Source organism: Kitasatospora sp. NPDC048365, assembly GCF_043200835.1.
Taxonomy (GTDB): Bacteria; Actinomycetota; Actinomycetes; order Streptomycetales; family Streptomycetaceae; genus Kitasatospora; species Kitasatospora terrestris.
On the sequence record NZ_JBICYJ010000002.1, the window covers coordinates 45356 to 66832 of the forward strand.

General features: G+C 74.2%; 16 protein-coding genes. 4 read left to right on the forward strand and 12 right to left on the reverse strand.

The window, feature by feature from the left end; translation table 11 throughout:
* The first annotated feature begins 69 nt into the window (after positions 1-69).
* Together cobN and lnt are read left to right on the forward strand one after the other, a co-directional pair.
* On the forward strand, positions 70-3678 hold the full coding sequence (gene cobN / locus ACGFX4_RS02005; protein WP_393069418.1) for a cobaltochelatase subunit CobN: 3609 nt from the start codon (positions 70-72) through the stop codon (positions 3676-3678).
* 62 nt (positions 3679-3740) lie between these two features.
* Positions 3741-5297 carry an apolipoprotein N-acyltransferase gene (gene lnt, locus ACGFX4_RS02010; RefSeq protein WP_393069420.1) on the forward strand — a complete coding sequence of 519 codons (1557 nt, stop codon included), beginning with the start codon at positions 3741-3743 and terminating at the stop codon, positions 5295-5297.
* Positions 5298-5345: 48 nt separating this feature from the next.
* Here lnt and ACGFX4_RS02015 read toward each other — a convergent pair whose 3' ends face one another.
* Together ACGFX4_RS02015 and ACGFX4_RS02020 are read right to left on the reverse strand one after the other, a co-directional pair.
* Positions 5346-6110 carry a VOC family protein gene (locus ACGFX4_RS02015; RefSeq protein ID WP_393069422.1) on the reverse strand — a complete coding sequence of 255 codons (765 nt, stop codon included), beginning with the start codon at positions 6108-6110 and terminating at the stop codon, positions 5346-5348.
* A 3-nt stretch (positions 6111-6113) separates the two neighbouring features.
* Positions 6114-7022: an NADP-dependent oxidoreductase gene (locus ACGFX4_RS02020; protein WP_393069423.1), complete on the reverse strand. Its 909-nt coding sequence runs from the start codon at positions 7020-7022 to the stop codon at positions 6114-6116.
* A 185-nt stretch (positions 7023-7207) separates the two neighbouring features.
* On the opposite strand from ACGFX4_RS02020, the gene ribA reads away from it, so the two are divergent.
* The gene (ribA, locus tag ACGFX4_RS02025) at positions 7208-7879 is read left to right on the forward strand and encodes a GTP cyclohydrolase II (RefSeq protein ID WP_393069425.1); all 672 of its coding nucleotides are present in this window, start codon (positions 7208-7210) and stop codon (positions 7877-7879) included.
* A 66-nt stretch (positions 7880-7945) separates the two neighbouring features.
* Positions 7946-8770 carry a hypothetical protein gene (locus ACGFX4_RS02030; protein WP_393069427.1) on the forward strand — a complete coding sequence of 275 codons (825 nt, stop codon included), beginning with the start codon at positions 7946-7948 and terminating at the stop codon, positions 8768-8770.
* Between the two features lie 15 nt (positions 8771-8785).
* Here the strand turns inward: ACGFX4_RS02030 and ACGFX4_RS02035 are convergent, their stop codons facing one another.
* The 10 genes from ACGFX4_RS02035 to ACGFX4_RS02080 all read right to left on the reverse strand — a co-directional run bounded on the left by ACGFX4_RS02035 (position 8786) and on the right by ACGFX4_RS02080 (position 21475).
* Positions 8786-9646 carry a family 16 glycosylhydrolase gene (locus ACGFX4_RS02035; RefSeq protein WP_393069428.1) on the reverse strand — a complete coding sequence of 287 codons (861 nt, stop codon included), beginning with the start codon at positions 9644-9646 and terminating at the stop codon, positions 8786-8788.
* 149 nt (positions 9647-9795) lie between these two features.
* A complete protein-coding gene (locus ACGFX4_RS02040) occupies positions 9796-11136 on the reverse strand; it encodes a family 16 glycosylhydrolase (RefSeq protein ID WP_393069429.1) in 1341 nt (446 codons plus the stop codon).
* Positions 11137-11336: 200 nt separating this feature from the next.
* Positions 11337-12554 carry an NAD(P)-binding domain-containing protein gene (locus ACGFX4_RS02045; protein ID WP_393069430.1) on the reverse strand — a complete coding sequence of 406 codons (1218 nt, stop codon included), beginning with the start codon at positions 12552-12554 and terminating at the stop codon, positions 11337-11339.
* A complete protein-coding gene (locus ACGFX4_RS02050) occupies positions 12551-13819 on the reverse strand; it encodes an ATP-grasp domain-containing protein (protein ID WP_393069432.1) in 1269 nt (422 codons plus the stop codon). The genes ACGFX4_RS02045 and ACGFX4_RS02050 overlap by 4 nt, the downstream gene beginning before the upstream one ends.
* 57 nt (positions 13820-13876) lie before the next feature.
* Positions 13877-15163, reverse strand: a complete 1287-nt coding sequence (locus ACGFX4_RS02055; RefSeq protein ID WP_393069434.1) for a family 16 glycosylhydrolase — start codon at positions 15161-15163, stop codon at positions 13877-13879.
* Complete coding sequence (locus ACGFX4_RS02060; RefSeq protein ID WP_393069436.1) at positions 15160-16914, reverse strand: glycosyltransferase; 1755 nt, start codon at positions 16912-16914, stop codon at positions 15160-15162. Before ACGFX4_RS02060 ends, ACGFX4_RS02055 begins: the two co-directional genes overlap by 4 nt.
* Positions 16915-17063: 149 nt before the next feature.
* Positions 17064-17876: a polysaccharide deacetylase family protein gene (locus ACGFX4_RS02065; RefSeq protein ID WP_393069437.1), complete on the reverse strand. Its 813-nt coding sequence runs from the start codon at positions 17874-17876 to the stop codon at positions 17064-17066.
* Positions 17873-18853 carry a glycosyltransferase family 2 protein gene (locus ACGFX4_RS02070; protein ID WP_393069438.1) on the reverse strand — a complete coding sequence of 327 codons (981 nt, stop codon included), beginning with the start codon at positions 18851-18853 and terminating at the stop codon, positions 17873-17875. The genes ACGFX4_RS02065 and ACGFX4_RS02070 overlap by 4 nt, the downstream gene beginning before the upstream one ends.
* Complete coding sequence (locus tag ACGFX4_RS02075) at positions 18843-20234, reverse strand: lipopolysaccharide biosynthesis protein (RefSeq protein WP_393069781.1); 1392 nt, start codon at positions 20232-20234, stop codon at positions 18843-18845. The genes ACGFX4_RS02070 and ACGFX4_RS02075 overlap by 11 nt, the downstream gene beginning before the upstream one ends.
* Positions 20234-21475: a glycosyltransferase family 2 protein gene (locus ACGFX4_RS02080; RefSeq protein ID WP_393069439.1), complete on the reverse strand. Its 1242-nt coding sequence runs from the start codon at positions 21473-21475 to the stop codon at positions 20234-20236. The genes ACGFX4_RS02075 and ACGFX4_RS02080 overlap by 1 nt, the downstream gene beginning before the upstream one ends.
* Positions 21476-21477: the final 2 nt, after the last annotated feature.

Below are 21477 nucleotides of genomic sequence, written 5' to 3' on the forward strand. Positions count from 1 at the left end.
CGCGGCCCCCGCCTTGCCCGTGCTCACCGCTCTGCCCGTGCTCACCGACCAGCCCGGGAGGGCATCCGCATGATCCTGCTGCTGTCGACGTCCGACACCGACCTGCTGAGCGCCCGCGCCGCGCAGGGCCCGGTCCCGTTCCGTCTCGGCAACCCGGCCCGGCTGGCGGCCGAGGAGCTGCCGGCCCTGGTCGAGGGCACCGACCTGGTGGTGGTCCGGCTGCTCGGCGGCCGCCGGGCCTGGGCGGAGGGGCTGGACGCGCTGCTCGCGGGCCCGCGCCCGGTGATCGTGCTGACGGGTGAGCAGGCGCCGGACGCCCAGCTGATGGAGCTGTCCACGGTGCCGGCCGGCATCGCCGCCGAGGCCCACGCGTACCTGGCGCACGGCGGCCCGGCGAACCTCGCCGAGCTCGGCGCCTTCCTCTCCGACACGGTGCTGCTGACCGGCCACGGCTTCGACCCGCCGGCCTCCGCACCGGCCTGGGGCCCGCTGGAGCGCGAGGCGGCCGTACACCGAGGTCCGAGCGTCGCGGTGCTCTACTACCGCGCCCACCACATGAGCGGCAACACCGGTTTCGTCGAGACCCTCTGCGAGGCGGTCGAGGCGCAGGGCGCCAATGTCCGCGCGTTCTACTGCGCCTCGCTGCGCGGCGCGGAGCCGGAGCTGCTGGCCGAGCTGGGCCGGGCCGACGCGATCGTCACCACCGTGCTCGCCGCGGGCGGCACCCGCCCGGCCGACGCGCAGGCCGGCGGCGACGAGGAGGCCTGGGACGCGGGTGCGCTCGCCGCGCTGGACCGCCCGATCCTGCAGGCGCTGTGCCTGACCTGGTCGCGCTCGCAGTGGGAGGAGAGCGACGACGGCCTCTCCCCGCTGGACACCGCCACCCAGATCGCCGTCCCCGAGTTCGACGGCCGGCTGATCACCGTCCCGTTCTCCTTCAAGGAGCTGGACGAGGACGGCCTGACCGTCTACCGCGCCGACGAGGAGCGGGCCGCCCGGGTCGCCGGCATCGCCGTCGCGCACGCCCGGCTGCGCCACACCCCGGCCGCCGAGCGCCGCCTGGCGCTGGTGCTCTCCGCGTACCCGACCAAGCACGCCCGGGTCGGCAACGCGGTCGGCCTGGACACCCCCGCCTCCGCGGTCCGCCTGCTGGCCCGCCTGCGCGAGGAGGGCATGGACCTCGGCACCGACGTCCCCGGTCTCGACATCGACGGCGACCGGCACGAGGGCGACGAGCTGATCCACGCCCTGATCGAGGCCGGCGGCTACGACCAGGCCTGGCTGACCGAGGACCAGCTCTCCCGCAACCCGGTCCGGATCCCCGCCGCCGACTACCGCCGCTGGTACGCCGAGCTGCCCGAGGAGCTGCGCGAGCAGGTCGAGCGGCAGTGGGGCCCGCCGCCCGGCGAGATGTACGTGGACCGCTCGCAGAACCCGGACGGCGACATCGTGCTGGCCGCGATCCGCTCCGGCAACCTGCTGGTGCTGATCCAGCCGCCGCGCGGCTTCGGCGAGAAGCCGGTCGCGATCTACCACGACCCGGACCTGCCGCCCTCGCACCACTACCTGGCCGCCTACCGCTGGATCGCCGCCTCCCAGGAGGACGGCGGCTTCGGCGCGCACGCGGTGATCCACCTCGGCAAGCACGGCAACCTGGAGTGGCTGCCCGGCAAGACCGCCGCGCTCTCCGCCTCCTGCGGCCCGGACGCCGTCCTCGGCGACCTCCCCCTCATCTACCCGTTCCTGGTCAACGACCCCGGCGAGGGCACCCAGGCCAAGCGCCGCGCCCACGCCACCCTGGTCGACCACCTGGTCCCGCCGATGGCCCGCGCCGACTCCTACGGCGACATCGCGCGCCTGGAGCAGCTGCTCGACGAGCACTCCAACATCGCCGCGATGGACCCGGCGAAGCTGCCCGCGATCCGCGCCCAGATCTGGACGCTGATCCAGGCCGCCCGCCTCGACCACGACCTGGGCCTGGACGAGCGGCCCGAGGACGACGGCTTCGACGACTTCCTGCTGCACGTCGACGGCTGGCTGTGCGAGGTGAAGGACGCGCAGATCCGCGACGGCCTGCACGTCCTCGGCCAGGCCCCGGCCGGCACCGACCGGGTCAACATCGTGCTCGCCATCCTGCGGGCCCGGCAGATCTGGGGCGGCGTCAGCGCCCTCCCCGGCCTGCGCGAGGCGCTCGGCCTGGACGAGGCCGCGCTCACCCTGGGTGCCACCGACGCCGCCGAGGCGCAGGCCCGCGCCCTGGTCGAGGCCATGGAGGCGGAGGACTGGGCGCCGGAGGCGGTGGAGAAGGTCGCCGCCGGCCACCCCGCCGCGGTCGCCGACGTCCTCGACTTCGCCGCCCGCCAGGTCGTCCCGCGGCTCGCCGCCACCACCGACGAGCTGGACGCCGTGCTGCACGCGCTCGGCGGCGGCTTCGTCGAGGCCGGCCCGTCCGGCTCGCCGCTGCGCGGCCTGGTCAACGTGCTGCCCACCGGCCGCAACTTCTACTCCGTCGACCCCAAGGCGGTGCCCAGCAAGCTCGCCTGGGAGACCGGCCAGGCGCTGGCCGCCTCGCTCGTCGAGCGCTACCGGGCCGACAACGACGGGGCGTTCCCGCCCTCGGTCGGCCTCTCGCTGTGGGGCACCAGCGCGATGCGCACCGCCGGCGACGACATCGCCGAGGCCTTCGCCCTGCTCGGCGTCCGGCCGGTCTGGGACGACGCCTCCCGCCGGGTCACCGGCCTGGAGCCCATCCCGCTGGAGGAGTTGGGCCGCCCCCGGATCGACGTCACGCTGCGCATCTCCGGCTTCTTCCGGGACGCCTTCCCGCACGTGGTCGCCCTGCTCGACGACGCGGTGCGCCTGGCCGCCCGCCAGGAGGAGGCGGACGAGCAGAACTTCGTCCGCGCCCACGTGCAGGCCGACCTCGCCGAGCACGGCGACGAACGCCGGGCCACCATCCGGGTGTTCGGCTCCCGTCCGGGCACCTACGGCGCCGGCCTGCTGCAGCTGATCGACAGCCGCGACTGGCGCACCGACGCCGACCTCGCCGAGGTGTACACCGTCTGGGGCGGCTACGCCTACGGCCGCGACCTGGGCGGCCGCCCGGCCCGCGAGGAGATGGAGACCGCGTACCGGCGGATCACCGTCGCGGCGAAGAACACCGACACCCGCGAGCACGACATCGCCGACTCGGACGACTACTTCCAGTACCACGGCGGCATGGTGGCCACCGTGCGCGCGCTCACCGGCAAGAACCCGGCCGCGTACATCGGCGACTCCACCCGCCCGGAGACGGTGCGCACCCGCACCCTCACCGAGGAGGCGGCCCGGGTCTTCCGCGCCCGCGTGGTCAATCCGCGCTGGATGGAGGCGATGCGCCGGCACGGCTACAAGGGCGCCTTCGAGATGGCCGCCACCGTCGACTACCTCTTCGGCTACGACGCCACCACCGGCGTGGTCGCGGACTGGATGTACGAGCGGCTCACCCAGGAGTACGTCCTGGACGAGACCAACCGCGAGTTCCTCACCTCCGCCAACCCCTGGGCGCTGCACGGCATCAGCGAGCGCCTCCTGGAGGCCGCCGACCGCGGCCTGTGGGCCGAGCCCGACCCGGCCCTCCTCGACGCCCTCCGCCAGGCCTACCTGGAGACCGAGGGCGACCTGGAGGAGAACGCCTGAGGTTCCCCGCCCGGGGGCGCGTCCCAGTGACGTCGACCTCCGGAAGGCGGACAATCACGGACATGACGTTGCGCTCCGCTCTCGGTCGGCCCGCCCGGTACGCCTCGCTCGCCGCGGGGGCGGTGCCGGTGCTGGCCTTCCCGGGGGCGGGGCTCGGCACGCTCGCGTGGGTGGCGCTGGTGCCGGCGCTGCTGCTCCTGCGGCGCTCGCCGAGCGGGCGGGAGGCGGCGGTCCGCGGCTGGTGGTTCGGTGCCGGGTTCATCCTGGTGGCGATGTACTGGCTGACCCCGTCGATCGGCCCGGCGCTGCCGCTGCTCGCGGTCGTCTTCGGGGCGCTGCAGGCCCCGTTCGGGTACGCGGCGCACCGGCTGCTCGGCCCGCCGGTGACGCTCCGGCGGGCTGCGGCGGCGCTGGTCGTGCTGCCGGCGCTCTGGCTGACCGCCGAGTTCGCCCGGTCCTGGCACGCGCTGGGCGGGCCGTGGGCGCTGTTCGGGGCGAGCCAGTGGGAGCATCCGGCCGTGCTGGGGCTGGCGTCGGTCGGCGGGGTGTGGCTGGTGAGCGCCGCGCTGGTGGCGGCCAACACCGCGGTGGTGCTGCTGTGCACGGCGCCCGCGCTGCGGGTCCGGGTACTGGCGGGTACGACGGCCGCGCTCTGCCTGCTGACCGGGCCGCTGCTGTTCGCCGTGCAGGCGGCTCCGGCGGTGTCCGGCGAGGCGACGGTGGCGCTGGTCCAGGCCGGTCAGACGCCGGACGAGGACGCCCGGCTGGCGGCCAACGTGCGGCTGACCCGTTCGCTGGCCGGGCGCCCGGTCGACCTGATCGTGTGGGGGGAGAGCTCGACCACCGCCGACCTGGACCGGGAGGGCGCGACGCTGGACCGGCTGCGGGCGCTGTCCGCCGCGACCGGTGCGCGGCTGCTGGCCGGGGAGGACGCCCGGAAGGCGGACGGCCGGATCTCCAAGGACGCGGTGCTGATCGGCCCGGAGGGCATCGAGTCCCGTTACCGGAAGATCCGCCTGGTGCCGTTCGGCGAGTACATCCCGATGCGGTCGGCGCTCGGCTGGATCGCCGGGGTGAGCGCCGCCGCGGGTGAGAACCGGGCGCCGGGCGCCGCCTTCCACCTGCTCCCGGCGGTGGACCGGTCCGGCCGCCCGCTGCCGGTGGGCGCGCTGATCTGCTTCGAGTCGGCGTTCCCGGACATGTCCCGGGCGGCGGCCGCGGACGGTGCGCGGCTGCTGGTGTACCAGTCGGCGACCTCGACCTTCCAGTCCACCTGGGCGCCGGAGCAGCACGCCTCGCTGGGCGCGATCCGGGCCGCCGAGACCGGCCGCCCGGTGGTCCAGGCGGCGCTGACCGGCGAGTCGGTGGCGTACGACCCGCAGGGCCGCCGGCTGGTCCGGATGACCACCGGCGAGAGCGGCACGGTCACCGTCCGGGTGCCGCTGGCGGCGCCGGGCGCGCGGACCTGGTACGTCCGGCTCGGCGACTGGGTGCCGTACACCGCCGTCGCGGTGACCGCCGGGGCGGCCGCCGTCGCCCTGCGCTCCCGGTCCCGCACGCGCCGGGCGGCGGGCCCGGACTCCGCGTCCCGTCCCGCCGCCGAACCGGCCCGCCGCTGAGCCCGCCGCTGAGCCCGCCGCCGGGCCCTGCCACCGGCGCCGGGGGTTTCAGCCCGCGGTGCCGGCCACGTGGATCCCGAACACCGCCCCCTGCGGGTCGCGCAGCACCGACAGCCGCGGCCCGTCCGGCACGTCGGTCGGCGGCAGGGTGACGGTGGCGCCCAGCAGTGCGGCACGCTCGGCCGTCAGGTCGACGTCGGCGACCGCGAAGTACGGCATCCAGTACGGGGGAACGTCCGGCGGGAACTGGTCGGCCATGTCGAGCATCCCGCCGAAGTCCCGCCCGGCGATGCCCCACTGGGTGTACATCTCGCCGACCGTGACGCTCCAGCCGAACACCCGGGTGTAGAACTCCTTGGCGCCGTGGGTGTCGCGGGTGGCGAGCTCGACCCAGCCGAGCGAGCCCGGCTCGTCGATCAGCTGCGCCCCGCCGAAGGAGCGGCCCTGCCAGGTGGAGAGGACCGCGCCGGAGGGGTCGGTGGCGATCAGGAAGCGGCCCCAGTCCAGGGCCTCCATCGGCTCGACGAGCAGCCGGCCGCCGGCCGCCGTGATCCGCTCCGCGCAGGCGTCGGTGTCGGCGGCGGCGAAGGACACCGTCCAGGCGGTCGGCTGGTCCGGCTGCATCAGCCCGGACAGCCCGGCGACCGCGGCGTCGCCGACGTACAGCATGGTGTAGCCCATGGCCTTCTCGTCGGGTGACACCTCGACCCGCCAGCCGAAGAGCTCGTGGTAGAAGGCCTTCGCGGCGACGGGGTCCTTGGTGGACAGTTCGACCCAGCAGGGCGCGCCCTCGGTCGGCTCGGTGATCTTCACGGCTCAGCTCATCTCCAGGATCAGTTTTCCGCGGGCGTGGCCCGATTCGATCTCGGCCATCGCCTCGGCGGCGTGGGCCAGCGGGTAGGTCGCCGAGATGTGCGGGTCGAGCTCGCCGGCCGCGACGAGGTCCGCGAGCCCGGCCAGCACGGTGCCCCTCGGGTCCCAGGCCAGGTAGCCGCCGCCGAGCGCGGCGGCACCGTCCCGGTCGACGGTGGAGACCAGCCGGCCGCCGTCCCGGAGCGCCGGGGCGGCGGCCCGCAGGGCGTCGCCGCCGACCAGGTCGAGCAGCCCGTCCACGCCCTCGGGCGCGGCGGCCGCGACCAGGTCGGCGACCGGGCCCTTGTAGTCGACGGGGGTGGCACCGAGCGTGCGCACGTACGCCGCGCTGCTCGCGCTCGCCGTGCCGATCACCCGCAGCCCGCGGGCCCGGGCGATCTGCGCGGCGGCGGTGCCGACGCCGCCGGAGATGCCGAGGACCAGGAGGGTCTGCCCGGCCCGCAGGCCGAGCTGCTCCAGCCCGCCGTACGCGGCGGCGCCGGCCACCGGCAGGGCGGCGGCCTGCGCGAAGCCCACCCCGACGGGCTTGCGGGCGGTGGTCCGCGCGGCCAGCAGGGTGTGCTCGGCGAACGCGCCGGCCGGGGCGATGCCGAACACCTGGTCGCCGGGCGTGAAGCCGGTCACCCCGGCGCCGACCGACAGCACCACGCCGGACGCCTCGGTGCCCATCACCACGGGGAGTTCGCCGCCGGTGCCGAACAGGCCGCGCCGCTTCTTCCAGTCCGCCGGGTTGACCCCGGCCGCCCGGACCGCGACCAGCAGCATGCCGGGGCCGGGGTCGGGCACCGGCCGGTCGAGGAACTCCTGGGTCTCCGGTCCGCCGTACTCCACGAACCCGAACGCCTTGGACATGCCGCCTCACCTGGGGTCGCCTGCACCGTCCCTGCCCAGCCTCGGGGGTACCGGTGGGTAACGCGGGGCCGCTGGGCCGAAAGAGGTTGTTCAAATTGGAACAACGGTGTAGCGTCGGTCCGGCACGACCGGTTCGAATTTGAACCACAGACTTCGGACCACACCCGCGCACCACGGAGGACGGAATGACGAACATCGAGACCGCCCGGGCGATTCCCGGCGCCGCCACCGTCCGCGCGCGCGTCCGCATCCCGCTCACCTTCCCGGACGGGTACCGGGTGGAGGCCGAGGTCACCACCTTCCACGGCCTGGCCGACGGCGCCGAGCACCTCGCCCTGGCCCTCGGCGAGCCGAAGCCGGGCGACACCCCGCTGGTCCGGCTGCACTCCGAGTGCCTCACCGGCGACGTCTTCGGCTCCGACCGCTGCGACTGCGGCCCGCAGCTGCGCGAGTCGGTCGAGCGGATCGCCGAGGCCGGCGGGTACCTGCTCTACCTGCGCCAGGAGGGCCGCGGCATCGGCCTCTACAACAAGCTCGACGCCTACGCCCTGCAGGACCAGGGCCTGGACACCTACCAGGCCAACACCGCGCTGGGCCTGCCCGAGGACGGCCGCGACTACACCGCCGCCGCCCAGATGCTGGCCACCCTCGGCGCCCCGGCGATCCGGCTGCTCAGCAACAACCCGGACAAGGCCGGCCAGCTCGCCGACCTCGGCGTCACCGTGACCGAGCGCGTCCCGACCGGCGTGCACCTCTCCCCCAGCAACGTCCGCTACCTGCGGGCCAAGGTCGAGCACACCGGCCACTCGATCGCGCTGGACCTCTCCGCCCCCCTCCCGCACAGCCGCACCGCCTGACCGCCTACCGCCGCCGAACGGCCCGCGCCCGGGGCGGAGCTGACGGGTGTTCTATGATCTCGGCCCATGACGGGACAACGTGGATCATGGCCGGGCGGAAGCGGCGAACCGCTGGTGACCAGGGCCGCCGAGCCCGACTGGACCGCCATGGCGGAGCGGCACCAGGAGGAGCTGCGGCGCCGCAAGCACCTGCGCGCCGCGGCGGCGGGTGTCGTCGCGACCGCGGCCATCGGCGGCCTGGCGGTCCTGGTGATCCCCGGCGGCTCGGACGGTGGTCCGGCCCGCCCGGCGGCAGCGGCCGGGAGCGGAAGCCCCTCCGCGATCGCCCCGGCCCCGCCCGAGGCACCGCCCTCCGGCTCCGCGGAGCCGTCCCCCGCCTCCACCGGCGACCCGGCCTCGCCGTCTGCCTCCGCGACCGCTTCCGCGCCGGGGCCCGCCCAGGCGTCCGCCGGCTCGGGACGTCCGACCGCACCCGCGACGAAGGCCCCGCCGGGCGGTGCGTCCTCGCCGGCCCCGGCGCCCAGCGCGACGCCCACCCCGGAGAAGTCGCAGACCTCGACCCCGCCGCCCGGCAAGCCGTACACCCCGGTCCAGGTCTGCGGCAGCGGCTTCGCCGTCATCGACTCGCACTCCCTCGGCGCCGCCACCGTGTACCTGCTGTACAAGGGCGCCACCGGCGACAACTGCGTCACCACGATCGCCAACAGCCCGAGCGGCCCGGTGTCGATGAACGCGACCCTGGCGGTCAAGGGCGGCGCCGCGACCGGCAACCCGGGCAGCTTCACCTACTACGCGGGCCCGATCATCAAGCGCGCCCCCGACACCTGCGTGCAGTGGGGCGGCTCCTACGGCGGCGCCTCCTGGACCAGCGGCTGGTCGCACTGCGGCTGAACCGCCCCGTCCGGGTCAGTGCTGCCAGACCCGGACATAGGCGACCCGCATGTCCGCGGGGATCGAGGTGGTACCGCCCGGGCCGCCGACCGCGTTGTTGAGGATGAGGAACTGCGGCGAGGCGGTGACGCCGGTGGTGATCCGGCCGATCTTCGCCCCGTCGTAGTAGTAGGTCACCGAGCCGGGCTCCCAGTCGGCACCGAAGATGTGCCAGCCGGTGTAGTTGCCGCGGGCGCAGCCGCCGGAGGCGCCCGCCGGGCCGTGGACGTGGTAGCACGCCTGGCCACTGAGGCCCTCCACCACGTCCAGCTCGCCGTCGGCCGGCCAGTTCTGGCCGTCCGTCCAGAAGGCGGGCCAGTTGGCGATGCCCGAGCCGGCGGCGGGCAGGTGGATCCGGGCCTCCACCATGCCGTACGAGAACTCGAAGCCGCCGGAGCCGCGGCCGTCGTGCGGGTTGGTGGTGACCATCCCCGAGGTGTACGGCCTGGTGGCGGTCACACCCTTGGACGTGCAGGTGCGGGGCCGGGCGACCGCGGTCAGGTGCAGGCTTCCGCGGGCCACGGTGGCGTTCTCGGTCGAGTAGCACTGCTCCTCGTCGGCGTTGACGGGACCGGAGACGCCGTCCCAGTCGGCGGGGACGTGCCCGCCGTTGCCGTACCAGCCGGCCAGCCACTTGGAGCTGTCCAGCGTGGAGCCGGTGAACTCGTCACCGAACACCTGGTGCCAGCGGCCGGCCACGCCGAGCGGCCGGTGGGCCGCCGGGGAGGCCTGTACCGGGGCCGCCCAGGCGGCGGTGGCGGCGAGCGCCAGGCCGAGCGCGGCGCAGCGTCGTAGGGTGCGCCCGGCGGGGCGGGCGTTCTCGGGATGCTTCGACATGAGGGGCTGGACCCTTTCGTACCCCCCTCGACGGACCAGGGGCCAGGGATACCCGAGTCCGATCGACGGCAAACCACCGACCGGAGCGACGCCGACGGCCCGGCCGCGGACCGAGGTCCGCGGCCGGGCCGTCGCCGGGGCCGTTCGGGTCAGTGCTGCCAGACCCGGACGTAGTCGACCTGCATGTCCGCGGGCGTGGCCGTCGGGCCGGAGGCGTAGACCGCGTTGTTGAGGATCACGTACATCGGCGACGAGGTGATGCCGCTCGTGATCTGACCGACCTTCACACCGTCGTAGTAGTACGTGACCGAGCCCGGCGCCCATTCGGCTCCGAACGTGTGCCAGCCGGTGTAGTTGCCGGAGGCGCAGCCACCCGGGCCACCGGACGGGGAGTGGAAGTGGTAGCATGCCTGGCCGCTGAGGCCCTCCATCACGTCCAGCTCGCCGTCGGCCGGCCAGTTCTGACCGTCCGTCCAGAACGCGGGCCAGTTGGCGACGTCAGGACCGGCCGCCGGGAGGTAGATCCGCGACTCGAACGCGCCGTAGGTGAACTGGGCCTTCCCGTTGGTGTTCACCAGGCCGGACGTGTACTGGTAGGTCTTCCCGTTGACGGTGGCGGGCTTCTGGGCCGCCGTCAGGTGCAGGCTGCCGCCGCTCTCCGAGACCTGGGAGGGCGCGTACGCCGCCGACTCGGCGCCGTTCACCGGCGGGGTGATGCAGGTGGCGCAGCCGAACCAGTTGGGGTTCCACTTCGTGGCGTCGAGCGTGCTGTCGTTGAACTCGTCCGCGAAGACCTGCCGCCAGCTGCCCGGAATGCCCAGCGGCGCGGCGGCGGAGCCGGTCGACGGGGAGGGCGAGGCGGTCGGCGAAGCGGTGCCCGTGGGGCTCGCCGTCGGCGTGGGAGTCGCGAACGGGCTGGACGTCGGCGAACCGGTCGGGGTCGGCGTGGCAGTCGGCGTCGGCGTCGGCGTGGGAGTCGCCGTCGGGGAAGCGCTCGACGAAGCAGTCGGCGTCGGCGAGGCGGTCGCCGAGGGGCTCGGCGCCGGAGCGGGCGTGCTGCTGCCCGCGGTGAAGGTGCCGATCGGCTTCAGGTTGTGCCAGCGGTTGTTGCTCTCGTACGCGACGAAGTACGTGTACGTGCCCGCGGGGAAGGTCCGGGTCTCCGGCGTGAACGTGCGCGGCGTGGAGCCGAGCGTGGCCGGGATCGCGCCGCGGAAGTCGTAGTTCCGGCCGTCCGCGGAGCGGACGGCGACGGTGAGGGCCTGCACGGAGGTCTGCTTGGTCGCGTGCAGCCTGACGCTGGCGGTCACCGGGGAGTCCGCGCCGGTCGCGGTCGGGGTGACGGTGAGCGAGTCGACGATCACCGGCTCGGTCGGCTGGGACGGCGCGGCCCAGGCGGCCGCACCGGATGCGGTGGCGGCGAAGGCGAGCCCGAGGACGGCGACTCGGCGGCGGCTGGGGCCGCGTCGGTGCTTGGAGTGTTTGGGCATGCGGTGGAGGACCTTTCGCTCCCCCCTCGGCTGTGGAGTGTGCAGCCTGAACGAGGGGATGGTCCGTATGCAAGCCCGATGCCGCGGCCGAGGCCGCGGCATCGATCATGTACCTGTTCAAAACTCCTGGTGGCGCCGGTTTTCGTCGGCCCCGGTCGGCCCGCTGTGAGTTGCCGCACACCAGGCCGGCGGGCGGGGGGTCAGCGCGGCTGCGCCGCTGCGATCGACCTGCTGATCCGGCGGGCCGCGAACCCGGTCCCGGCCACGAAGCGCATCAGCGGACCGAAGCTGTCGGCTGCGGACAGGCCGGTGAAGTAGAGCCCGGGGACCGAGGACTCGAAGCCCGCGGACAGCCTCGGGGCGCCTCCGTTGCGCCGCGTGACCGCCCGGCGCAGCTCCGGGGAGAGCGCGTCGAGCCGGTCGACGTCCACCTGGTACCCCGTGGCGGCGAGCACCTGGTCCGCGTCCAGGGTCGGCGTCGACCCGCTGAGCCGCAGCCGGGCCCTGCCGTCGACCGCTTCGGCCGCGATCACCCGGTGACCGGTGTGCACCGGGAAGCGGCCGGTCAGCCGGTCGCGCAGCCACCAGCCCCCGGACGGGCCGAGCACGGTGCGCACCAGCTCGGCCCTGGTCCGGTCGGGCAGGTGGCGGAATCCTCCGGTGGCCCGGCTGAACGCGAAGAAGGACCATCCGGGCCCCAGCGGGGAGCCCGGCTTGGCCAGCCGTACCGGCCACGGGCGGTCCTCGGGTCGATCGCTGTCCGGGGGGTCGCCGAACAGCAGCCGTTCGCCCCTGGTCACCAGGACCGGCTCGGCACCCGCCTCGTGCATCAGCGTGGCGCTCTCCAGCGCCGACTGCCCCGCGCCGATCACGGCGACCCGCTGGCCGGCGAACTTCGCCAGGTCGGCGTGGTCGGAGGTGTGCGAGGCCAGGCCCGCGTCGACCAGTGACTGCAGCTCGACGGGGACCCGCGCGAACGACGGGAACCCGTTGGCCATCACGACCGCGCGGGCGGCGAACTCCTCGCCGGTGTCCAGCAGGACGCTGAATTCCTGCGGCGCGGACCGGATCCGCAGCACGGCGGCGCGTTCCACCTCGGGCACGCACCTGTGCTGGAACCACTCGCCGTAGCGGACGAACTCGTCGATCGGGATCACGTAGCGGTCCCCCACCCGGGGCAGCCCCTCGGCGGCACGGAAGTCGTTCAGGCCGAAACGGCCGTCCGGATCCGCGATCGACGAGGCCCGGGGCGTGGACTTCAGGAACATGCCGGTCGGCATCCGGGTCCGCCAGCTGCCCATCGGCACACCGAAGACCCGGGCCGGCACACCCGCCGCCTGGAGGTGGGCCATGAGGGCGAGCCCGTACGGGCCTGCACCGACGACGGCGACGGGAACTGATGCGGTGGGGGGAATCATGTCGTACCTCCAAGGAAGCGGCGGGCGGCCGCCGGGAACCTGATGCTGCCTGCGGCCCGCCGGGTGGCCTGGGCCCCGAAGCGGGCGGCCAGCACCCCGGCCGGCAGCAGGTCGTCGTGACAGAGCCAGGCGCGCTCGGTGGAGCGGCGTGGTCTCAGGTCGGACGGCAGGCGGTGGTCGTTCCAGATCGCGACCGCCGCGGAGATCAGGTCGAGCTGGCCGACACCGTAGTAGCGGGTCAGCTGCGGGCCGCCGTGGACCGGGCGGCCGGTGAGCGACAGGTGCAGGGCCCGGACGACGTCGACGCCGTCCACCGTCTCGAACAGACGGAACTGGGCTCCTGCCCGGGGGTTGAAGTCGAGCAGTTTGTACCTGCCGTCCCGCAGGTCCAGCCTCCAATCCAGGTCGGCGATCCCGCTGTAGCCGATACGGCGGCAGAACTCTCCGGCCAGTTTGGCCAGTTGGGAATTGGTCTCGGACACCGCGCGGGTGGTGAAGCCACCCGTCGGGGGGAACGAGCGCAGTTTGCGACCGGAGAAGACGACCAGGGGGTCGCCGTCCGGGCCGCAGCACAGGTGGGTGATCCAGTGTTCGGAGAAGTCCCCGGCCAGGTACTCCTGGACCAGCACCGAGAACCCGTCGTCCGGCGGGCAGCCGGCCAGCAGCTCCGTCTCGTCGCGCACCACGGTGGTGTGACCGACCACGGGCCGGCTCAGCCGGGTGAACGGTGCGAGGTTCTTCAGCACCAGCGGATAACCGCATTCCGCGGCACCTCGCAGCAGTTCGTCGCGGTCGTGGGCCGCGACCGCGACCGGTGCGGGGACACCGTGGGCCCGGCACAGCTCGTGCAGCGAGCCCTTGTCGGCCACCTGCCTCGGCAGTCCGGCGGGCACCCGGGGCAGCAGGAGGTACGGGTCGAGTTCGGCCGCGTGCTCACCGAGCACCACGGCGGCCTCGTCGTCGGTGGGGACGGCCACGCACCGGCGTCCGACCCGGTTCGCCAGGTCCCGGCCGACGCCGCGGATCGTCTCCACCAGCCGTTCGGGCGGTTCGCATCCGGTGATGGGCCGCACGAAGGATCCGGCCAGGTAGCGCGAGACCGCCGTGGGCGTGAACCCGTCCTCGACCATCGCGTAGACCGGCACACCGGCCCGGCCCAGTGAGCGGACCGCTCCGAGCGGGCCGTGCGCCAGCGGGTACCGGCCCACCTTGACCAGCAGGACGGGAGTCCGACGGTCCAGTTCGGGCGTGGAACGGCGGTGCATCGGGGACTCACCTCCTCGTGAGGCGTACGGGCGATGTCGGGCTGTCGGCGGCCGCGCTCAGCGCTGCCAGACCGCCACCCAGTCGACGGCGAGCGTGGCGGAGTCGACGTCGGACGGAGGAACCTGCTGGTACGCCACGGCGAGGTTGATCAGCAGTTCCATCGGGACGGTCGGGATCAGCCGGTGGTCGGTGACCTTGAACTTCGGCTCACCGTCGACGTACCAGGTGATCGAGTCGGGCTGCCAGTCCACGCCGAAGACGTGGTAGCCCGCCGCGAAGTCGGTCGGACCGACCTGGTGGTGCACACTGCCCTCCGTCCCGTCGGGCAGCAGGGCGTGCAGATTGATGTCCACGTAGCGGTTGGAGTTGATGAACTCCGCGATGTCGAGCTCGGGCAGTCCGCCACGGGTCGCCGCGGGCAGCAGCCAGAAGGCCGGGAACATTCCGACGGCATCGGCCGGCGCCCGGATCGCGGCCGCGACGTAGCCGTAGGTGAAGGTGTGGCGCGGCGCGCCGTCCCAGTGGTCGCGGCCGGTGCTCACCATGCCGGAGACCCACGGGTACGACCGGCCGTCGCTGCCGGCGGTCGTCCGCCGCTCGGCGGTCAGGGTGAGCGCGCCGCCCGCCACCGACACCTGACCCGGCAGGTACCACTCCGCCTCGGGGTTGCCCGCGTTCGTGCAGCCGCGCACGTTCCAGTCGTAGCACGTGACCCAACGCGTCCGGTCCAGTCCCGAGCCCTCGAAGTCGTCGCGGAAGGCCTGGTGCCACGAGCCCGCGGACGGAGGCTGGTCGGTCACGACCGCCCCCGCGGCCTGCGGACCCTCTCCCGAGAGGTTGATCGGGGGGTGCTGGCCCGTCCCGCCGGCCAGGCCTCCGCAGCCGGCGGTGCCGAGCATCAGCGCGGCTCCCAGCCAGGCCCCCCACCATCCGTGCCGCCGGCCGGGGCGCCCGGCCCGGTCCGTCCGCGGGCCGCCGTCCTCCTGGGCCAGGGGTCGTCGCGGCAGCAGGACCAGCACGGTGGTCAGTGCGGCGAGCGCCAGCACGGCCCGGCGAACGGTGAACGCGTGGCCGAGGAACAGCGCTTGGGCGGTCAGTACGGACAGCGCGGCGCTGAGAGCGACAGCCAGGGCTGCGGCGGAGAACATCTCGGGCCGCGATCCGGGCCGCAGCCAGTCCGGGCGCGCCGCGAGGAGCGCTGCCGTACCCGGGCAGGTCAGAAGGAAGGCGCCGGTCACCGCCGCCCGCGGCGCACTGCCCGCGGGGAGGGCCGTGGCTGCGAGGGCGGCCCATCCCACCACGGCCGGGAGCAGCCTGACCGGTTCCGGCGATCGGAGTCTCATGGTGTGCTCCCTCCGGAACGGGCCGGGTCCGCCGGGTTCACGTACTGGTAGACGACCGCGTCCTGGCCGGTGAGGACCGGCCGGAGCATCGCCGAGTGCGCGGCCACGTCGACGAGCTGCCGCACGGTCGAGGTGGGGAGCAGGCCGGTCAGTTCGCACTCCGCCGTCTGGGAGCGTGTGATGATCAAGTAGGTCGGGCCCTTCGCGCCCGCGTCGGCCAGGGTCGCCTCCAGCACAGCCCGGGGTTCCTGCACCAGCTGCCGCTGGTAGTCCGCGGTGCCGTCGGCCAACGGGATCCGGTCGTGCTCCTCGTAGTGCAGCTCACTGCCCGGCAGGTTCGAGGTGAGCGAGACGATCGTGGACCCCGGCGGTGTGTCCGTCACGAGTCGGGTCGCGGCGGCCTCCTGCGGCGTGAAGTGGTTCATCGCCTCCTTGCCGTAGTAGCCGAGGAGCATTCCGCCGAGCAGGCCGAACAGGACGACGGCGGTGACGGCGATCCGCAGCGGACGCTCGGGCCGGGTCTGCCACAGCAGCGCCGCCACCAGCAGCGCCGCGGCCGGAAGGGCGAAGAGGTAGGCCCGGAAGAGCATCTCCCCGCCGTAGCCGTTGGCGAACAGCAGCAGCAGCGGTGCGATCAGGAGCAGCGGCAGGCCGGTGGGGCGGACCCAGCGGCGGCGGACCACCGCGACCGCCGCGAGCAGCAGCATCAGACCGGTCAGGCCCCGGTCTCCCCAGGAGGAGATCACCTGTCCCGGGGCCGCGCTGCCGAGCGACGCCAGACCTGACGCGGCGTTGCTGTCGGGCGTGCCCAGGGCCGTGAGGAAGTCGCTCAGGTGGGTCGAGACGAACGGCCGGGCGATGGTGGCGTCCCACGCGAGGGTCAGGGCGACCGCCACCGCGAGCACCGGCAGCACGGTCCGTCGGTTGCGGCGCGGGAGGGACAGCAGCAGCAGAGCGCTGATCAGCATGATCGGTGTCAGCTGGTGCGAGGAGACGATGGCGGCGATCAGTACCACCAGCAGCAGGAACGGCCCCGGCCGCCAGCCCCGTCGCTGCCGGTCGTCGGGGAGTCCCGACAGCGCCCGCGCTCCGGATCCGGCCGGCCCGGCGGCCCCGACGGACGCCATTGCGCGCGAGGACGGCAGCTGGCGCACCACCAGCGCGGCGACGGTGACGAACAGCAGGTAGGCGAAGGCCTGGGGGGAGAAGTAGTCCTGGCCGACCCAGGCGGTCGAGTAGTAGAGCCACACTCCGCCCCAGACCAGGCGGCGGTCCTTGGTGACCGCGCGATACAGCAGCAGCAGCGGGCCGAGCAGCAGGACGTTGGCGATCACCGGGTACCAGGACGCGTAGCCGAGTGCGGAGTCCATTCCGGTCACCCGCAGGAAGAACCCGTTGAGCTGGAAGAATCCGGGCCACTGGTTGTACACGTCGAGCTTGCCCGCGTCCGGTACGGCACCGTTGTGGCGCAGCATGGCGTCCACCACGGCGATGTGCTTCCAGGCCCAGGAGTACCGCAGCGTCGGGTACAGGATGCTGGGCGTGGCGTGGATCATCGCGATCAGGCCGAGCACGTAGGCCGCTGCCCAGCCCTGCCGGACGGGAGCGGACCGCAGGACGCCGATGAATCCGGCGGTCAGCAGGCCGAGGGCCACGAAGTAGACCGGCGGCAGGGCCTGGAGCAGGCCGAGGTCGCCCATCCGGTCGAGCCGGGTCCTGGGGAGGGCGAGCAGCCAGAGCCCCAGTGCCACCGGCAGGGCCGCCCGAGTCGGCCATCCGGGCGCGAACAGCCGGCTGAACCGGTCTTTCCGCGACGGGCGCGGCCGGGCCACCGGGCGGTCGAGAGGCCGCTCGGCATCACGTTCCAGCGAATCGGTCACCTCGGGCTCCAGGAGTCGAATCAGTGCCTCGATGCCCCGCCGGTCGGGGTCCCGAGTGCCGCGCGGACGCGGCGGTAGGTGCGCCACGTCCGGGTGGCGATGCCGTCGGGGTAGGGGGCGATGCGGGCACCGCGGCACTTCGTCCAGTCGTCGAAGACCCGCGCGGGGGTGTCCTGGCGGACCATCAGTCGGGAGATCCGCATCGGGTCGTCGGTGGTGGAGCTGAACGCGTTGCCGACGGCGGCGGCGGACGTCCAGCCGGCCTGCCTGACCCTGCGACGGACCGCGGGGCTCGAGTACCCGTGCGGGAAGGCGAAGGAGACGGTCTCGTGGCCGAGGACGTCCTCCAGGGCGTGCTTGCAGCCGACGATCTCGTCGGTGAGCCGGCTGCCGCGCACGGTGTCCATCTGGACGTGGGTGCGGGAGTGGCCGCCGATCTCGATGCCCAGCGCGTCGAGGGTGTTGACCTGGCGCCAGTTGAGCATCGGCGTGGGAGGCAGCAGGCTGCCCTCGCCGACCCCGCCGGGCGGGTGGAGGGCGCCCACGGTGAGGTAGAGGGTGGCCGGCAGTCCGCGTTCGGCCAGCAGCGGCGCCACCGACCAGTAGAAGTCGGCGAACCCGTCGTCGAAGGTGAGCACCGCCGAGTCGGCGGGCAGCGGCGGGCCACCGCGGAGCGCGGCGACCAGGCGGCGCAACGGGACCAGGGACAGGCCGCTGTCGGCGATCCGGTCCAGCTGCTCGCGGAAGACGGTGGGGCTGACCGTGTACGGCGCGATCCAGTCCGGCGGGTCGTCGGACACCGAGTGGTAGAGGAAGACCGGTACCGGGGTCATGACGGATCTCCGATCGGCTGCCCGGCTGCGGTGGCCGGCCCGGTGGGGCCGTTCGGAGGAGTGCCTCGGGAGGCGAGGCCGGCGACGAAGCCGGCGACGGTCAGCGCGACGCCGCCGCACAGTGCCGCGGCCCTGCCCAGGGCGCCGCGGCGCAGGGAGTGGAGCAGCGCGACCGGAACGGTACGGCGCAGGTAGCCGCGCTCGCTGGACAGTCCCCGGGCCGCGCCGCCGTACCGCACCACGGCGGCCTTCGAACGTCCTTCGGCGTAGCAGCGCGCGGTGAAGTAGCGAACCGTGCCCCGGTGTCCGGGCACCCGGTGGCGGACCCCGGCGGACGGTTCGTACCGCAGCACCGCACCGGGATTGCGCACGGCCAGCCGGATGCACAGTTCGGTCTCCTCGCAGCCGAGCGGTCGGGTGCCGACCCGGCCGAGGTCGGTGCGGAAGCCGCCGGCGGCCAGGGCCGGGGCGCGCCGGAAGGACATGTTGGCGCCGATGAAGTTCCGCACCTCGCTGCCCCGGTCGGGCAGACCGTGGTAGGAGCAGCCGACCACCCAGTCGAATTCGGACGGGAACCAGTCGGGGCGGCCCTCCAGCCACCAGGGCCGCACCAGGCCGCCGACGCCGAACACCCGCGGGTCGCGGTAGCCGGCGAGCAGGTGGGCGGTCCAGCCGCGGTCGGCGACGGCGTCGTCGTCGAGGAAGGCGATCAGCTCGCCGCGGGCCGCGCTCAGCGCGGTGTTGCGCGCTCCGGACAGGCCGCGCCGCTGCTCGCTGGGCAGGACGCGGACGCCGGGCAGCTCCCGCCTGGCGCGCTCCAGCAGCGCGGGGTTGTGGTCGACGACCAGCAGAAGTTCGGCGGGCGGCCGGTGCTGGGCCCGGACCGAGGCGACGGCGGCGGACAGGTCGTCCCAACGGTCGAGGGTGTAGGCGCAGATCGCGACGGTCAGATCGCTCGCGGCCCGGTCAGCGGTCATCGGGCTCACCCGTCTCCTCGGTAGAGAGCCAGCGCCTCAGCACCACCAGCAGCGGTACGGCGAGGGCGAACTCGGTGATCAGCCAGGCCAGTCCGACGCCGGTCAGGCCGTAGCGGGGCAGCAGGACGGCCACCAGGCCGATGAGGGCGACGCAGTACGCGAGCCGGACGCCGATCATCCACGACATCGACCGCCGCACCCGGGCGACCTGGATGACCACGTTCGGCACCACGTTCGCGATCGCGGACAGCGCCATCAGCCGCAGCACCGTGGTGCCGTGCTCGGCGTACTCCTCACCGAACAGCTGCAGGATCCAGGGCGCCGCGATCGCGACGACGATCGACGCGGCAGGCAGCAGCAGGACGGTGTGGCGCAGCATGTGGCGGGCGTGCCCGACGAGCAGGTGCGGGTCGCGGGTGCCCTCCACCACCAGCGAGTGGCCCATGCTGAACGCGGCGACGTACAGGGTCGAGGCGATCACGAACGCCAGTGAGTAGTAGGCGCTGCCGTCCGCGCCGAGCTGGGCGAGCACCATCAGCGGAACCACGCTGGCCATGGCGAAGCTGCACATCGTTCCGATGTAGTCGGCGGCGGCCCAGCGCATCACCCGCTGCGGCCGCTCCCGGCTGGGCTCGGCTGCCTGGTGGGCCGGTACGGCCCACCGGAACAGCACGATGTTCGCCAGCAGGATGGAGGCGACCATCGCCACGGCCCAGGACACCAGGATGCCGCTGCCCACCGCGAACGCGGCGCAACCCGCCAGCAGGGCCGCCTTGCCGACCGCGAAGAACGCGTTCTCGCCGAGCACCCAGCCCGCGCGGCGGACCCCGGTCAGCGCGCCGTCCTGCAGGACGAAGATCGCGTAGCCGGCGGTGGCGAGGACGAAGGAGACCGCGAGAACCGGACGGCGCAGGAAGTCCAGCTCGGGCGCGATCACCGGGACGAGCAGCAGGAAGCCGACGGCGACCAGGGCGCTGCAGGCCGCGCTGATCACGTAGCAGCGGATCACCAGACGGCGGGTGTGCTGGCCGGCGGCCGGGACGAAGCGCACCAGCGCGTCGCCGAGGTTGAGGCTGCCCAGCGTGGCCAGGAACATCGCCGCGGAGAGCGCCGCGTAGCTGCGGCCGACGTCCTCCACGCTGTAGTAGCGGGTGGCGAGGATCCAGAACACCGAGCCGAGGCCCGCCGCCACCACCGAGCTGGCGGCCAGGATGTGGCCGTTGCGCAGCAGCGGGTCGCCGCGCAGGGCGGCCCTGAGGGCCCTGGTCCGGGACCGGAGCAGGGTCAGGTACGAGCACTCGCAGGGCAGCTCGACCGGGCAGGAGCACACCCGCTCGGGTGCCGGCCGCCGGCGGGAGAGCGCGGACGCGAGGTGGGACATCACGGCCTCGCCCGGTCCTCGGCCCGGCGTTGCAGCCGGACGCTGCGCAGGTACCCGAACGGGCCGTACAGCAGGCCGAGCAGCTCCAGGCGCCGCAGGTGGACGAGGAGCCCGTCGTCCTCGCCGGGAGGGGTCCCGCCGCGGTGCAGGGTCTGCCAGATGCCGCGGGGCACCCGGGTGAGGAGGGCGGCCAGCAGCTGCGGCCGGTGGGCGACGGCGGCGGCGAGGTAGGCGCCGAAGCCGGCGCCGATGCCGAAGACCTGGGTGTCGAGGGCCGCCATGCTGCGCCGGTGGGGGTGCCAGACCAGGGCGTCGGGCCGGTAGACGACCCGCCGGCCGGAGGTCAGGACCTGCAGGAACGCGAGCAGGTCCTCCCCGCCCTTGGCGGGGGTGCCGGTGCTGGTCGCCGGGTCGAAGCCGCCGAGGGCGCGCAGCGCGTCGGTGCGGAAGGCCATGTTGGCGCCGGTGCCGAGCCGGCCGGTGGCGAACGGGAACAGCGGGTCCTCGCTGCGGTCGCGCAGCGACCAGCTGCGGACGGTGAAGCCCTTGGCGTACCCGCAGTAGCGTTCCAGCAGGACCTGGGCCTCGGTGTCGAGCTCGGCGGGCAGCACCAGCCCGGTGACGCAGGCGACATCGGGGGCCTCGCGGAAGCCGTCCGCCAGGGCGGGCACCCAGTCCCGGTCGAGGATGAGGTCGTCGTCGGCGAAGGCGCAGATCTCGCCGCGGGCCTCGGCCAGGCCGCGGTTGCGGGCCCGGGCCAGGCCCGGCACCGGCTCGCGGACGTAGCGGACGCGGTCGCCGTAGCGCAGCAGCACCAGCAACCGGGTGGAGTCGTCGGTCGGCGCGTTGTCGACCACGATCACGTCGAGGTGCGGGTACGGGCTGCTCAGCAGCGAGTCGAGGCAGCGCGGCAGCAGGTCGGTCCGGTTGTGGGTGCAGACCACGACGCTGACGGTCGACGCGTCGGCGGACAGCGGCGGCCGGGCGGTGCCGGCCACCGGGCCGAACCGGCGGGCGGCCTCGGCGACCAGTGCCCGGCGCAGTCCGTCCGGATCGCCGGAGGCGTCCTCGGCGGTGACCAGGCCCAGCGGACTGCCGTGGCGGCGGACCAGGGCCAGCACCCGGCCGGTCGGGGCGATCACCTCTCCGAGGCCCGGGCGGCGCAGCTCGGTCGGCCGCGCGAGGTCCAGTTCGGCGACCCGGACCGGCGCGCGGGGCGGAAGAAGGGTCTCGGCGGACATCG